This is a genomic window from Paenibacillus terricola, assembly GCF_014779765.1.
GTDB lineage: Bacteria > Bacillota > Bacilli > Paenibacillales > Paenibacillaceae > Paenibacillus_T > Paenibacillus_T terricola.
The window spans coordinates 513,342-526,886 of the sequence record NZ_JACXZA010000004.1; the positions used below are offsets into that span (position 1 = coordinate 513,342).

At 52.8% G+C, this 13,545-nt stretch carries 16 protein-coding genes; all 16 read left to right on the top strand.

Going from position 1 to position 13,545, the window contains the following annotated elements; all coding sequences use genetic code 11:
• The first annotated feature begins 215 nt into the window (after positions 1-215).
• Positions 216-674 (top strand): ribose 5-phosphate isomerase B, encoded by a 459-nt coding sequence (gene rpiB, locus H8B09_RS18495; protein WP_191205019.1) that lies wholly within the window; start codon positions 216-218, stop codon positions 672-674.
• A 32-nt stretch (positions 675-706) separates the two neighbouring features.
• A complete protein-coding gene (locus H8B09_RS18500) occupies positions 707-1,324 on the top strand; it encodes a TIGR01440 family protein (protein WP_191205020.1) in 618 nt (205 codons plus the stop codon).
• An 87-nt stretch (positions 1,325-1,411) separates the two neighbouring features.
• A complete protein-coding gene (glyA, locus tag H8B09_RS18505) occupies positions 1,412-2,659 on the top strand; it encodes a serine hydroxymethyltransferase (protein ID WP_191205021.1) in 1,248 nt (415 codons plus the stop codon).
• A gap of 139 nt (positions 2,660-2,798) precedes the next feature.
• Positions 2,799-3,908, top strand: a complete 1,110-nt coding sequence (locus H8B09_RS18510; RefSeq protein ID WP_191205022.1) for a UCP032817 domain-containing protein — start codon at positions 2,799-2,801, stop codon at positions 3,906-3,908.
• Between the two features lie 139 nt (positions 3,909-4,047).
• A complete protein-coding gene (gene upp, locus H8B09_RS18515) occupies positions 4,048-4,677 on the top strand; it encodes a uracil phosphoribosyltransferase (RefSeq protein ID WP_191205023.1) in 630 nt (209 codons plus the stop codon).
• Positions 4,678-4,790: 113 nt separating this feature from the next.
• Positions 4,791-5,939, top strand: coding sequence for a non-hydrolyzing UDP-N-acetylglucosamine 2-epimerase (wecB, locus tag H8B09_RS18520; RefSeq protein WP_318152658.1), 1,149 nt, complete (start codon positions 4,791-4,793; stop codon positions 5,937-5,939).
• A 186-nt stretch (positions 5,940-6,125) separates the two neighbouring features.
• Positions 6,126-6,401 carry an AtpZ/AtpI family protein gene (locus tag H8B09_RS18525; RefSeq protein ID WP_191205024.1) on the top strand — a complete coding sequence of 92 codons (276 nt, stop codon included), beginning with the start codon at positions 6,126-6,128 and terminating at the stop codon, positions 6,399-6,401.
• Positions 6,398-6,811: an ATP synthase subunit I gene (locus H8B09_RS18530; protein WP_191205025.1), complete on the top strand. Its 414-nt coding sequence runs from the start codon at positions 6,398-6,400 to the stop codon at positions 6,809-6,811. The genes H8B09_RS18525 and H8B09_RS18530 overlap by 4 nt, the downstream gene beginning before the upstream one ends.
• A complete protein-coding gene (gene atpB / locus H8B09_RS18535; protein WP_191205026.1) occupies positions 6,811-7,566 on the top strand; it encodes a F0F1 ATP synthase subunit A in 756 nt (251 codons plus the stop codon). The genes H8B09_RS18530 and atpB overlap by 1 nt, the downstream gene beginning before the upstream one ends.
• A 107-nt stretch (positions 7,567-7,673) precedes the next feature.
• On the top strand, positions 7,674-7,898 hold the full coding sequence (gene atpE, locus H8B09_RS18540; RefSeq protein ID WP_191205027.1) for a F0F1 ATP synthase subunit C: 225 nt from the start codon (positions 7,674-7,676) through the stop codon (positions 7,896-7,898).
• Positions 7,899-8,065: 167 nt separating this feature from the next.
• Positions 8,066-8,548: a F0F1 ATP synthase subunit B gene (atpF, locus tag H8B09_RS18545; RefSeq protein WP_191205028.1), complete on the top strand. Its 483-nt coding sequence runs from the start codon at positions 8,066-8,068 to the stop codon at positions 8,546-8,548.
• Complete coding sequence (locus tag H8B09_RS18550; RefSeq protein WP_191205029.1) at positions 8,545-9,093, top strand: F0F1 ATP synthase subunit delta; 549 nt, start codon at positions 8,545-8,547, stop codon at positions 9,091-9,093. Before atpF ends, H8B09_RS18550 begins: the two co-directional genes overlap by 4 nt.
• 15 nt (positions 9,094-9,108) lie before the next feature.
• Positions 9,109-10,623 (top strand): F0F1 ATP synthase subunit alpha, encoded by a 1,515-nt coding sequence (gene atpA, locus H8B09_RS18555; RefSeq protein ID WP_191205030.1) that lies wholly within the window; start codon positions 9,109-9,111, stop codon positions 10,621-10,623.
• A gap of 86 nt (positions 10,624-10,709) precedes the next feature.
• Entirely contained in the window at positions 10,710-11,588 is an 879-nt protein-coding gene (gene atpG / locus H8B09_RS18560; RefSeq protein ID WP_191205031.1) for an ATP synthase F1 subunit gamma, read from the top strand.
• 92 nt (positions 11,589-11,680) lie between these two features.
• Positions 11,681-13,087 (top strand): F0F1 ATP synthase subunit beta, encoded by a 1,407-nt coding sequence (atpD, locus tag H8B09_RS18565; RefSeq protein ID WP_191205032.1) that lies wholly within the window; start codon positions 11,681-11,683, stop codon positions 13,085-13,087.
• A 24-nt stretch (positions 13,088-13,111) separates the two neighbouring features.
• Positions 13,112-13,510, top strand: coding sequence for a F0F1 ATP synthase subunit epsilon (locus tag H8B09_RS18570; RefSeq protein ID WP_191205033.1), 399 nt, complete (start codon positions 13,112-13,114; stop codon positions 13,508-13,510).
• Positions 13,511-13,545: the final 35 nt, after the last annotated feature.

A 13,545-nucleotide genomic window follows, 5' to 3' on the forward strand; every position in this document is an offset into this window, starting at 1 on the left:
AATTAGGTATAATAAGTGCGGACTGGTTTCTGAAATTTATAGTTATCGCAAAAAAGTGTATGCTTCCGATGCGGCTTTTGCTGCATGTCACACCAGAGGATGGGTGTGAGGCTGACGCAAAATCTTAAAGCGTATGCTTCCGATGCGGCTTTTGCTGCATGTCACACCACAGGTTGGTGTGAAGCTACCGCAAAATCTTAAGGAGGGTTTTCACCATGAAAATCTCGATTGGGGCCGACCACGGCGGCTACCGCTTGAAAGAAATTTTGGTTCCGTTCATCGAATCGCTTGGCCATGAAGTGACGGACGTTGGCTGCAGCTGCGACCAATCCGTTGACTACCCAGACTATGCGCTTCCGGTTTGCGAAGCAGTAGCGAACGGTCAAGCTGACCGCGGCATTCTGATCTGCGGTACAGGCATTGGCATGTCGATCGCAGCGAACAAAGTTCGCGGCATCCGCTGCGCGCTCGTACATGATATGTTCTCGGCGCAAGCAACGCGCGATCACAACGACACGAACGTGTTGGCAATGGGCGAGCGAGTTGTTGGTCCTGGCGTAGCGCAAGAAATTATTCGCATCTGGCTCGAAACGCCATTCTCCAATGGCGAGCGCCATGTCGGTCGCATTAGCAAAGTAAAAGAAATCGAAGCGAAATACGCGGCGCAAGTATAAATCTTAATGACGTACACGCGGGAGGCATTGCGATGAGCGACGTCCAAGGTGTTTTTTACAGCGAACAGGCATCTGTCGTGAAGCAAGCCGTGCAGACCATTGTCAGCGAGCTTGTGACAGCGGGCAGCATCAAGCGCGGCCAGCTTGTCGTCATTGGCTGCAGCACGAGCGAAGTGCTTGGCAAACGCATCGGCACGTCCGGCACGACGGACGCGGCTGCGGCGATCTTCGCCGGTGTGGAGGCGGTCCGTCAGCAGGCTGGATTTTATCCCGTGTATCAATGCTGTGAGCATCTGAACCGGGCGCTCGTCGTGGAACGCGAGGCTGCAGAACGTTACGGGCTCGATGAGGTAGCGGCTGTACCCGTGCCGAAGGCGGGCGGATCGATGGCGGCGTACGCGTATCGTCATTTGAACGATGCGGTGCTGGTCGAATCGGTTCGCGCCCACGCAGGAATCGATATCGGGGACACGTTCATCGGCATGCATTTGCGGCCAGTAGCTGTACCGGTTAGACCGACGATTCGTTCTATCGGTCAAGCGCATGTGACGATGGCTTACAGTCGTCCGAAGCTGATAGGCGGGGCGAGAGCGGTTTATACATTGGACGATAAGGCTGAGCCGGAACGTCCAGGCGGCACCTGCGAGTAGCATCTCATACTTATCATTGCGTTCAACCATGCGGGCAACCGCTTGTGAATATAGCACCACCATTTTATTTAAGGAGGATTTTATCCTATGGAAAACTTGCGTAAACAAGATCCGGAAATCGTAAAAGCACTTGGTCTCGAGCTTCAACGTCAACGTGACAACATCGAACTTATCGCATCGGAGAACATCGTCAGCGAAGCGGTACTCGAAGCAATGGGCACGGTTCTTACGAACAAATATGCCGAAGGTTACCCAAGCAAACGTTACTACGGCGGCTGTGAGTATGTTGACATTGCAGAAAATATTGCACGCGACCGTGCGAAAGAACTGTTTGGTGCTGAGCATGCGAACGTTCAACCGCACTCCGGCGCGCAAGCGAACATGGCTGTATACCTGGCATGTCTCAACCCTGGCGATACGGTTCTCGGCATGAACCTGGCGCACGGCGGCCACCTTACGCACGGCAGCCCAGTTAACGCATCCGGCCTTCTGTACAACTTCGTTCCTTACGGCGTGCAAGAAGACTCCTTCACGATCGACTATGAAGAAGTTCGCAAGCTTGCGTTCAAACACCGCCCTCGCCTGATCGTTGCCGGCGCAAGTGCATACCCGCGCATCATCGATTTCGAGAAGCTTGGCCAGATCGCTCAAGACGTAGGCGCGCTGTTCATGGTTGACATGGCACACATCGCTGGCCTTGTTGCAGCGGGCCTGCACCCAAGCCCAGTGCCGCATGCACACTTCGTAACGACGACGACGCACAAAACGCTTCGCGGTCCTCGCGGCGGCATGATCCTCTGCCGTAAGCCATGGGCTGCAGCGATTGATAAAGCGGTATTCCCAGGCTCCCAAGGCGGCCCGCTCATGCACATCATCGCAGCGAAAGCCGTTGCATTCGGCGAAGCGCTTCAACCTTCGTTCAAAGAATACGGCAAACGCGTAGTCGAGAACGCACGCGTACTTGCTGATGCGCTTGTTGGCCACGGCCTGAACATCGTATCCGGCGGCACGGACAACCACCTCATGCTGGTTGACCTGCGCAACCTCGGCATTTCGGGTAAAGAAGCAGAGCACGTACTCGACTCTGTTCAAATTACATGTAACAAGAACGCGATTCCGTTCGACCCTACGAGCCCATTCGTGACGAGCGGTATCCGCATCGGTACGCCAGCGGCTACAACGCGCGGCATGGATGCGGAAGCAATGAAAGTTATCGCTGACGTTATCGCGATGACGCTGAAGAATCCGAAGGACGAAGCTGTCCTTGCTGAAGCGCGTGCGAAAGTTCAAGCGCTGACGGCACAATACCCGCTGTACCCAGGTATGGCTTACTAATTATCGCAACGATCCAAGACGCCTCACTCCGACAGCGGGTGGGGCGTTTTTTTTGACTACATTATGACGCTCTGCAATGAACCGAAACCCCTCCCATGCTATACTCATTACATAAATGGAAATAAAGAGGTGTTCGGGGATGGAACTCATTGTAGTCGGGATTTGCGTTATCACATTCATTATCGTGCTCAAGGTAATCGGGAATCAGAAACCGCGCATGAATAACGGAGGACTAGCTGGTCGCCCCTCTGCAAGGAGACCTTATTCAACGCCTTGGCCGCACGAGCAGCCGCCGGCTGCGCTCGGGGTTGCGTTCGATCATCCTGCCCGCAGTGCAGCCGAGAGGCTGGATGCTGCGCTTCCAACGGAGTTCGAGTCTCGCGTCCAATATCGTGTCCAAACGGCCAAGCCAGGCATGACCCAAAGCGAATGGGCCTGGACCTGGTTCGAGCTGAAGCGTTACTTCCTCATGTGCGCTCTGCTTCGGAATGTTCCGATGTATAGCACGAAGGCTGATGAAGTATGGCATGAGATGCTGATGTTTACGCGAGAGTACGAAACCTTCTGTCAGCAATTTTGCGGAGCTTACATTCACCATGCTCCGCATGGGCAAGATGACAATAAGCCGGAAGCCGGGAGTCGGGCATGGTTTGATTGGCTGTATGCCGAATTGTTCGAGCTGTCGCCTGTAAGCGGGAAAGTGTGGGGCTCGTTCTTCCGGGAACCGTTATCGCCTAACAAGTTGTCTCAGATGGAAGCCATGAACGAAGACCAAATTCGAAACGAATGGTCCCGCAGCGATACAGTGTCCCGATATGAGGATCTAAACCGTACAGCTGTCCATCTAGCAGCTTCGGCGAGGCGGCAGATCGATGCCGCGCGGCAAGGCGCACGAGGACAAGGAGTGCCGGATTACAAGATGCCGAACCGTATGAACAACGAATCGTCATACGACAGTATGGCAATCATGTCGGGCGGTTGGCTGCTGCTCTATTATTCTGCTATAGAGCCGAATAATCTGGAACAGCGAATGAATGAACACATACACCGAGACGAGGATCGACATGGAAACTCCTCCGCATGCACCTCGTATAGCGGAGACGATTCTAACCGCCACGGTGGTTCCTCCCATCATAGTCATTCTCATCACGGGCACGACAGTCACCATGACGGCGGTTCTTCCTCCTGTGGAGGAGGAGGCGATTCCTCGTGCGGAGGCGGAGGAGGCTGCGGCGGAGGAGGGGACTGACTCATCTCGGATCAAAGCGCTGCTAATGTTCTCTCTGCCCCAGATGCAACGACTGATTTACAATGCTATAATAAACGGGATCATCGACGATTACTTATAGTTGTGTTACAACAGCTAGCAAATCAGGAGGCAGTTCCCCATGAGCAAATTGATAGTGTGCGATCATCCATTAATTCAGCATAAGCTGACCTTTATTCGTAATAAGGACACGAATACGAAAGACTTTCGTGAGCTTGTTGATGAAGTCGCTATGCTGATGGCATACGAAATTACACGAGACGTTCCGCTGCAGTCCATTGAAGTGGAGACGCCTGTGCAGAAGACGGAAGCGAAAGTCGTGTCCGGACGTATGCTTGGACTTATTCCGATTCTGAGAGCGGGCCTTGGCATGGTAGACGGTATGCTGAAGATGATTCCAGCTGCGAAGATCGGCCATATCGGTTTATTCCGCGACCCGCAGACGCTTCAACCCGTAGAATACTATATCAACCTGCCGACGGACGCGACGAATCGACTGCTTATCGTCATCGACCCGATGCTTGCGACTGGAGGTTCGGCTATTGCAGCGATCAATTCGCTTAAGAGCCGCGGCTGCGAGCAGATCAAGATGATGTGTCTGATCGCAGCGCCTGAAGGGGTAGAGGCATTGCAGAAAGCGCATCCCGATGTAGAGATCTACACGGCTGCGCTCGACGAGAAGCTCAATGACCATGGCTACATCGTGCCGGGTCTGGGCGATGCCGGAGACCGGATGTTCGGTACGCACTAGACTCATTTATTGATCTCTGCATGACGACGCTGGTCCAGACCGTTGTAGGGTGGATACAGCGCGTTATGCCATGCCATCATGTTATTTCATTGTGAAGTTAGGAGCTGACCTTTGTGTCCAAATTGAAAGTCATGACGATCTTCGGAACTCGACCTGAAGCGATTAAGATGGCTCCGTTATTTCTAGAGCTGCAGAAATTCAATGAGCAGATCGAACCGATCGTATGTGTAACCGGACAGCATCGCGAGATGCTGGATCAGGTTATGCAATTTTTTGGGATTCAACCGGATTACGACCTCAACGTCATGAAAGCGAATCAGACGTTGACGGAAACGACGATTCGTGTGCTGGAAGGCCTGGAGCCGATTCTTCGTGAAGCGAAGCCGGATATCGTGCTTGTGCACGGCGATACGCTGACGACCTTCCTTGCGAGCTACGCGGCATTCCTGCAGCAGATCCAAGTCGGTCACGTTGAAGCTGGTCTTCGCACATGGAACAAGCTGTCTCCATATCCGGAAGAGATGAACCGTCAGCTGACGGGGGTTCTCGCGGATGTGCATTTTGCACCGACGGATTGGTCGGCTGGCAACCTGCGCAAGGAGAACAAGCCGGAGGAACGCATCTATGTAACGGGCAACACGGTTACGGACGTGTTCCAGTACACCGTTAAGAAGGACTTTGCGCATCCGGTGCTCGAATGGGCAGAAGGCAAGCGTCTTGTTCTGATGACAGCACACCGCCGCGAGTCGCAAGGCGAGCCGCATCGCAACATTTTCCGCGCGGTACGCCGCATTGCTGACGAGTTCGATGATATTGCGATCGTGTATCCGGTTCACTTGAGCCCGGCGGTTAAGGGACCAGCGGAAGAAATGCTCGGCGGTCACCCTCGCATCAAGCTGATCGATCCGCTCGACGTTGTCGACTTGCACAATTTCTACCCGCATACGCATCTGATTCTGACGGACTCGGGCGGTTTGCAGGAGGAAGCGCCATCGTACGGTGTGCCGGTTCTCGTTCTCCGCGACACGACAGAGCGTCCAGAAGGAATCGAGGCAGGCACATTGGAGCTGGTTGGCACGGACGAAGCGGACGTATATGAGCGTACGCGCGCGCTGCTTACCGACCAAGATCTGTATAATACGATGAGTCGGGCGGCGAACCCATACGGTGATGGACAGGCATCCGTTCGGATCGTTCAGGCGCTTCTGCACCATTTTGGAAAAGCGGACAACCGTCCGGCTCCGTTCACACAACGTTCATAGTTTACAAGAGATATTTGGTAATCCCAACGAGGGTACAGCATACAGTTGTACTGTACGGTTTCGGAATCCGAAAATCCTTGCTGCACAAGGGTTTTTGGACTCCTGTTCACTAAATGTTTGAATTTATATGAATTGACAGAATGGATGCCGCTTGGATAAAATAAATGAGAGTTTTGGAGTGATTCCATGAATCCGTCCAATGAAAAACCATCATCGGAAAATAATCGGAACGCGCGGGACAGTGGCCTTGGGGACAATCCCTGGCGCGCAATGGGGTTGGTCGGCACCGTAGGGGCTGACCTTGCCGTATGTTTAGGGGTAGGTTATTGGCTTGGTTCCAAGGCGGACGCCTCTGGCGGCACGCAATATTGGTATCTTGTCGGACTGCTTGCAGGCCTTGCGGTCGGCGTCGTAACGATCTATTTTCTAATCCGAGCGTTTACGGGGGGCAAAGGAACTTGATTGACAACCTGTCGGCCCACCTACGAACCGTTACACGATTGACGTTCTTTTTTTTGTCCGTTTGCTTTATCTGTTGGGCTGTCTTTCCGGCGCAGCAGGCTTGGTGGGGCGGTCTTGTTGTGGGAACGGTAGCTAGCTTGGTGAATGCGCTTCACCTGGCGTGGAAAGTCGATTCGATTGGCGCGCGTGCCGCTGGTGGCGGCGTGGGGCGCCCGTCGCTTGGATTTTTCACTCGGGCGTGCATTGGCTTGCTTGCAGTCGTAATAGCAACGAGAACGTTCGATTTCAGAGTTGAAGGCGTAGCCATGGGATTATTTGTCGCCCAATTGGCAACACTCATACTGGGATTTTGGACCATATGCAGACGGGGACGTATGCAATCCCTCGATGAAAGGGGTGAAAACAACTAATGGATCATATTTTTCCTACCGTCCATAAATGGGGAATTGAATTTGACCTTGCGGCCATCTTCATGATCATTGTCACCAGTATCATCGTACTCGTACTGGCTCTCCTGGCCGTGCGTGGCGCTTCGGTTGATAAACCGACCAAGATGCAGAACTTCCTGGAATGGGTTATCGAATTTGTTACCGGCATTATCGGTACAACGATGGACCTGAAGAAGGGTAAGCCGTACTTGACGCTCGGTCTGGCGCTGATTATGTATATCTTTGTCGGCAACATGCTTGGTCTTCCGTTCGGCTTCGTGACGGAAGCGCATCATGGCGCGTCAATTTTCGGTATGGAGCTCGACCTTGGCGGCGAAGAAGAAGCGCACATCGCATGGTGGAAATCGCCTACGGCTGACGTAGCGGTTACGGCTGCATTGACGATTATCGTCATTCTGCTGACACACATTGAAGGTATGCGCCGCAATACAAAGCATTACTTCAAACACTACTTCGAGCCTTACATTCCTTTCTTCCCGCTGAACCTGATCAAGGAAGTGTCCAAGCCGCTGTCGCTTGCGCTTCGTCTCTACGGCAACATCTTTGCCGGCGAGGTTATGATTGGCGTTATCATCGGTGGTCTGAGCTGGATCGGCGTTATTCCGCTCATCGTATGGCAAGCATTCAGTATCTTTGTCGGCGCAATCCAAGCTTTCGTCTTCGTTATGTTGACGATGGTTTACATGTCGCAGGCGATCGTTCACGAAGAGCATTAATTCGCTCGAATGAATCCAGCTATAGGTTTCATTCCCGAAGCACAGGAACAATGGCCTGTCTTACGGGCCTCAATACATTCAAACATAATTAAGGGAGGATTTTTCTAATGGGAGCATTGGCATTGGTTGCAGCAGCAATCGTATTCGGTTTGGGCGCGCTTGGCGCTGGTATTGGTAACGGTCTGATCGTAGGTCGCACGGTTGAGGGTATCTCCCGTCAACCAGAGCTGCGCGGTACACTTCAAACGACGATGTTCATCGGTGTAGCACTCGTCGAAGCACTTCCAGTTATCTCGCTCGTATTGGCGTTCATGTTCTTCGCCAAGGCTTAATTTAAATCGAACAAGAACGGCGGGGAGTGCCTTAGCCTCCGCGCCTTCCTTATGTTCGAGCAATAAGTTCGCCTAGCCTTAGAGCGCCAATGGCGGACTTTTCATGCATCGAAATCCTCGTGTACGCACGTGTAATACCGACTGCATTAAGAAGGGAGTGACGCCCAGTGCATATCGTCTGGTCGACATTTGGTATTCAATTAGTGGCGTTTCTGATTCTCTTTTGGCTGCTGAGTCGTTACGCATTCGGTCCTCTGTTCGGCATTATGGAGCAGCGCAAAGCGCATATCCAGAGCCAGCTCGACAACGCAGAGAACAGCCGTAAACAGGCTTCCCAGCAACTCGAAGAGCAGAAACAAGCGCTTCAACAAGCGCGTAAAGAAGCTCATGACATTATCGAGCAAGCTAGAGCGACTAGCTCGAAGCAAGCTGATGACATTATCGTCGCTGCCAAGTCCGAAGCTACGCGTCTCAAAGACGACGCAGTTCGCGATATCGACAGCGAGAAGAACAAAGCAATCGCAGCACTTCGCAGCGAAGTCGGCGGCATGTCCGTTGCTATCGCATCGAAGATTATCGAGAAACAAATCGACGAGAAGTCGCAAGAGCAGCTTGTTGACCAATACCTGAAAGAGGTTGGAAGCAAATGAGCCGCGATGTCGTAGTAGCGAAGCGCTACGCCAAAGCCTTGTTTGACATTGCTCAGCAGCAGCAGATCGTTGCTGAAGTCGAAGATCAGTTGAAGCTGATCGTAGAAGCAATCGAAAGCGAAGTTGACGTACAGAAGTTTCTGGCGCTTCCATCGGTTGATGCTAGTCGTAAGATCGAACTTCTCCGCGGCGTGTTCGCGGATCGCGTTTCATACATTGTGCTGAATACGTTGGAGCTGCTCCTGACGAACGGCCGTCAAGACGTTATTGTTGACGTCTACGGCGCTTACGTGAAGATCGCAGGCGAAGCTCTTGGCCAAGCGCGTGCGACCGTTTATACGGCGCAATTGCTGGAAGCTGACGAGCTCGAGAAGGTAGCTGCACAATTCAGCCAGATCACAGGCAAGAAAATTACGGCAGAGCAAGTCGTTGAACCAGCGCTGCTCGGCGGTATTCAAGTTCGCATCGGCGACCGTCTGTACGATGGCAGCCTGGCGGGTAAGTTGAATCGTTTGCAAAAATCGTTGAACAAACGAGCACTGTAGATAGGGGTGAGCGAATTGAGTATCAGACCTGATGAAATCAGCACATTGCTGAAACAGCAGATCGAACAATATAAATCCGAAATTCAAGTGGTTGACGTTGGTACGGTAATTTCCGTCGGTGACGGTATCGCCCGCGTTCATGGCCTCGAGAACGCGATGCAAGGTGAGCTCCTGGAGTTCTCCAACGGCGTAATCGGCATGGCACTCAACCTCGAAGAAAGCAACGTCGGTGTCGTTATCATGGGTCCTTACAAAGGCATTCGCGAAGGCGACCAAGTTAAACGTACCGGCCGCATCATGGAAGTACCAGTAGGCGAAGCGCTTCTCGGCCGCGTTGTTAACGCACTGGGCGAGCCAGTTGACGGCAATGGCCCAATCAACACGACTGCTACGCGTCCAGTCGAATCTCCAGCTCCGGGCGTAATGGCTCGTAAGTCGGTATTCGAGCCTATGCAGACGGGTATCAAAGCAATCGACGCGATGATTCCAATCGGCCGCGGCCAACGGGAATTGATCATCGGCGACCGTCAAACGGGTAAAACGCAAATCGCGATCGACACGATCGTGAACCAAAAAGGCAACGGCGTTATTTGTATCTACGTTGCAATCGGTCAGAAGCAATCGACGGTTCGTACCGTTGTTGAATCGCTCCGTAAGCAAGGCGCGCTGGATTACACGATCGTCGTAACGGCGAGTGCATCCGAACCGTCCCCAATGCTGTACATCGCACCCTACACGGGCTGCGCAATGGGCGAGTACTTCATGTACCAAGGCAAGCACGTTCTTATCGTATACGATGACCTGTCGAAGCAAGCAGCTGCATACCGCGAGCTCTCGCTCTTGCTCCGCCGCCCGCCGGGCCGCGAAGCATACCCAGGTGACGTATTCTACCTGCACTCCCGTCTCCTCGAGCGCGCAGCTAAGCTGAACGACGAGCTTGGCGGCGGTTCCCTGACGGCACTGCCGTTCATCGAAACGCAAGCAGGCGATATCTCTGCATATATCCCAACGAACGTAATCTCGATTACGGACGGTCAGATCTTCCTTGAGTCCGACCTGTTCTACTCCGGTCAGCGTCCAGCGGTTAACGTTGGTAACTCTGTATCCCGTGTAGGTAGCGCGGCTCAAATTAAAGCAATCAAAAAGGTTGCAGGCACGCTGAAAACCGACCTCGCGCAATACCGCGAACTCGCGGCATTCGCAGCGTTCGGTTCCGACCTCGACCGTGTTACGCAGTCCCGTCTGGACCGTGGTGAGCGTACGCTCGAAATTCTGAAGCAAGGCATCAACGCTCCTATGCCGGTAGAACGCCAAGTTGTTGCACTCTACTGTGTCACGAAGGGCCATGTGGATGAAATCCCAGTTCAAGACGTACGTCGTTTCGAAGGCGATTTCCTTGCATACGTGGATGCAAACAAACCAGAAATTTTCGCTTCCATCCGCGATACGAAAGATTTGACTTCCGACAACGAGAAAGTTCTTGTTGAAGCGATCAACGCGTTCAAAAAGGGCTTCGCACCGTCGGTATAAACCATTTCTTCAAACAAATGCGGAATAGAACTGGCTAAAGGGGAAACCGCAGGTTTCTCCTTCCAGTAATAAGGTGGTGACAACGAATGGCTAAAGGTATGCGCGAAATTAAGCGCTCGATCAAGAGTACGCAGAATACGAAGCAGATTACGAAGGCAATGGAGATGGTTGCGTCCGCCAAGCTCAGAAGAGCTCAAGACGCAGCAGTAGCATCCCGTCCATATACCGACAAAATCCGCGACGTAGTTGCAAGCATCGCGTCGGGCGGCGGTACGATCAAGCATCCGATGCTGCAGTCCCGCGAAATCAAACGTACGGCTTACTTAGTCGTTACTTCTGACCGCGGTCTGGCTGGTGGCTACAACTCCAACGTGCTCCGTAAAGTTTGGACGGAGATTCAAGAGAAGCACAAGTCTCCTGCAGAATACGAAGTGTTCGTTATCGGACGCAAAGGACGCGACTACTTCAAACGCCGCGGCGTAACGCTGACGGAAGAAGTTGTAGGACTGTCCGATTCACCGACGTTTGCTGACATCAAGGCATTGGCTGCATCCGCAGTCAAAGGCTTCGAAGAAGGCAAATTCGATCAACTGAACTTGGTGTACAACCAATTCATTAACGCAATCTCGCAAGTTCCGGTAATCAAGCAGCTTCTGCCGCTTGATGCATCGAAATTCGCTGGCAGCTCTGACGCTGCAGCTAAAGCGAGCTATGAATATGAGCCTTCACCTGAGAAGGTGCTCGACGTTCTTCTTCCTAAATACGCTGAGACGGTAATCTACAGCTCAGTTCTGGAAGGCAAGGCGTCCGAGTTCGGCGCACGTATGACTGCAATGGGCAACGCAACGAAGAACGCGACGAAGATGATTGCAAGCTTGACGTTGACGTACAACCGTGCACGTCAGGCAGCGATCACGCAGGAAATCGCGGAAATCGTCGGCGGAGCGAATGCGCAGCAGCAATAATGTTTCGTTCAATGCGACCTCTGACAGGCCGCACTGCTTGACCGTGGTGCGGTAAAGAGGCCTGCGAATGACAACCATAAGGAGGTACAGGAATGAGCAAGGGACGCGTAGTTCAGGTAATGGGTCCGGTTGTTGACATTGCATTCGACAATGGCCAACTGCCTGATATCCTGAATGCAATCAAGATTGAGAAGAAAGCTCAAAACCCAGGCGAAGTTGATATCAACCTGACGGTTGAAGTCGCTACTCACCTTGGTGACAATATGGTTCGTGCCGTAGCAATGTCGTCCACGGACGGTCTGGTTCGCGGTACGGAAGCTGTTGATACGGGTGCTGCTATTACGGTGCCAGTAGGTCCTGCAACGCTGGGCCGCGTATTCAACGTACTTGGTGATCCAATCGATAACAGCGGTGCAGTAGACCGTTCGATTGCAAGCCCAATCCACCGCGAAGCGCCAACGTTCGAAGAGCTCTCGACGCAGCAAGAGATGCTCGTTACGGGTATCAAAGTTATCGACCTCATGGCTCCATACGCGAAGGGCGGTAAAATCGGCCTCTTCGGCGGTGCAGGCGTAGGTAAAACGGTAACGCTGCAAGAACTGATCCACAACATCGCACAAGAGCTCGGCGGTATCTCCGTATTCGCCGGCGTCGGCGAACGTACTCGTGAAGGTAATGACCTGTACCACGAGATGAGCGATTCCGGCGTTATCAACAAAACGGCGATGGTATTCGGTCAGATGAACGAACCTCCAGGTGCACGTCTTCGCGTAGCGCTGACGGGTCTGACGATGGCTGAATATTTCCGTGACCAAGAAGGTCGTGACGTACTTCTGCTTATCGACAACATCTTCCGTTTCACGCAAGCAGGTTCCGAAGTATCCGCACTGCTCGGCCGTATGCCGTCGGCAGTAGGTTACCAACCAACGCTCGCTACGGAGATGGGTCAGCTTCAAGAGCGTATCACGTCGACGAAGAAAGGTTCCGTTACTTCCATCCAAGCAATCTACGTTCCTGCCGATGACTATACGGACCCGGCTCCTGCAACGGCGTTTGCTCACTTGGACGCAACGACTAACCTTGAGCGCAGCATCGCGGCAATGGGTATCTTCCCGGCCGTTGACCCGCTTGCATCGTCTTCGCGTATCCTGACGCCAGAAATTCTCGGCGAAGAGCACTACCAAGTAGCGCAAGGCGTTAAGAAAATTCTGCAGCGTTACAAAGAGCTTCTTGATATCATCGCGATCCTCGGTATGGATGAGCTGTCTGAAGAAGACAAGCTGATCGTACTCCGTGCGCGTCGTATCCAGAACTTCCTGTCCCAACCACTGCACGTTGCAGAACCGTTCAACGGTATCCCAGGCGTGTATGTGCCAATCAAAGATACGGTTCGCAGCTTCAAAGAAATTCTCGATGGCAAGCATGACAGCCTTCCAGAATCCGCGTTCCATAACGTTGGTACGATCGAAGACGCAGTGGCGAAAGCTAAAACGCTGTAAGGCGTTAGGCGGGAGGATGCGAGAATGAGTACCCTTTTACTAGAAATCGTTACGCCTGAGCGTAAAGTTTACGCGCAGGAAGTTAACATGGTGAGCGTAAAGGGCGCAGACGGTGAGCTCGGTATTCTGCCGAACCACATTCCGCTCGTTACACCGCTTCGCATTGCACCAGTCATCGTGAAGAAAGACGGCGCTACGGAGAAATTCGCTGTTTCCGGCGGTTTCATCGAGATCCGCAAGGATAAAGTCGTTATTCTGGCAGAGAGCGCTGAGCTCGCTTCCGAGATCGATGTCGATCGTGCAGAGGCTGCGAAGCATCGCGCTCAAGATCGTTTGAACGCGAAATCGGACCATGTTGACTTCAAACGTGCAGAACTAGCTCTGCAGCGTGCGATCAACCGTATCAATGTAAACGGCAAATAATAATTTGCTCTTCTATAGAAACACCGCCAGGCTTA

Bases quoted from the DNA above. Each gene is read 5' to 3' on its own strand.
- rpiB (WP_191205019.1), top strand. From the start codon at position 216: ATGAAAATCTCGATTGGGGCCGACCACGGCGGCTACCGCTTGAAAGAA.
- H8B09_RS18500 (WP_191205020.1), top strand. From the start codon at position 707: ATGAGCGACGTCCAAGGTGTTTTTTACAGCGAACAGGCATCTGTCGTG.
- glyA (WP_191205021.1), top strand. From the start codon at position 1,412: ATGGAAAACTTGCGTAAACAAGATCCGGAAATCGTAAAAGCACTTGGT.
- H8B09_RS18510 (WP_191205022.1), top strand. From the start codon at position 2,799: ATGGAACTCATTGTAGTCGGGATTTGCGTTATCACATTCATTATCGTG.
- upp (WP_191205023.1), top strand. From the start codon at position 4,048: ATGAGCAAATTGATAGTGTGCGATCATCCATTAATTCAGCATAAGCTG.
- H8B09_RS18525 (WP_191205024.1), top strand. From the start codon at position 6,126: ATGAATCCGTCCAATGAAAAACCATCATCGGAAAATAATCGGAACGCG.
- atpB (WP_191205026.1), top strand. From the start codon at position 6,811: ATGGATCATATTTTTCCTACCGTCCATAAATGGGGAATTGAATTTGAC.
- atpE (WP_191205027.1), top strand. From the start codon at position 7,674: ATGGGAGCATTGGCATTGGTTGCAGCAGCAATCGTATTCGGTTTGGGC.
- H8B09_RS18550 (WP_191205029.1), top strand. From the start codon at position 8,545: ATGAGCCGCGATGTCGTAGTAGCGAAGCGCTACGCCAAAGCCTTGTTT.
- atpG (WP_191205031.1), top strand. From the start codon at position 10,710: ATGGCTAAAGGTATGCGCGAAATTAAGCGCTCGATCAAGAGTACGCAG.
- atpD (WP_191205032.1), top strand. From the start codon at position 11,681: ATGAGCAAGGGACGCGTAGTTCAGGTAATGGGTCCGGTTGTTGACATT.
- H8B09_RS18570 (WP_191205033.1), top strand. From the start codon at position 13,112: ATGAGTACCCTTTTACTAGAAATCGTTACGCCTGAGCGTAAAGTTTAC.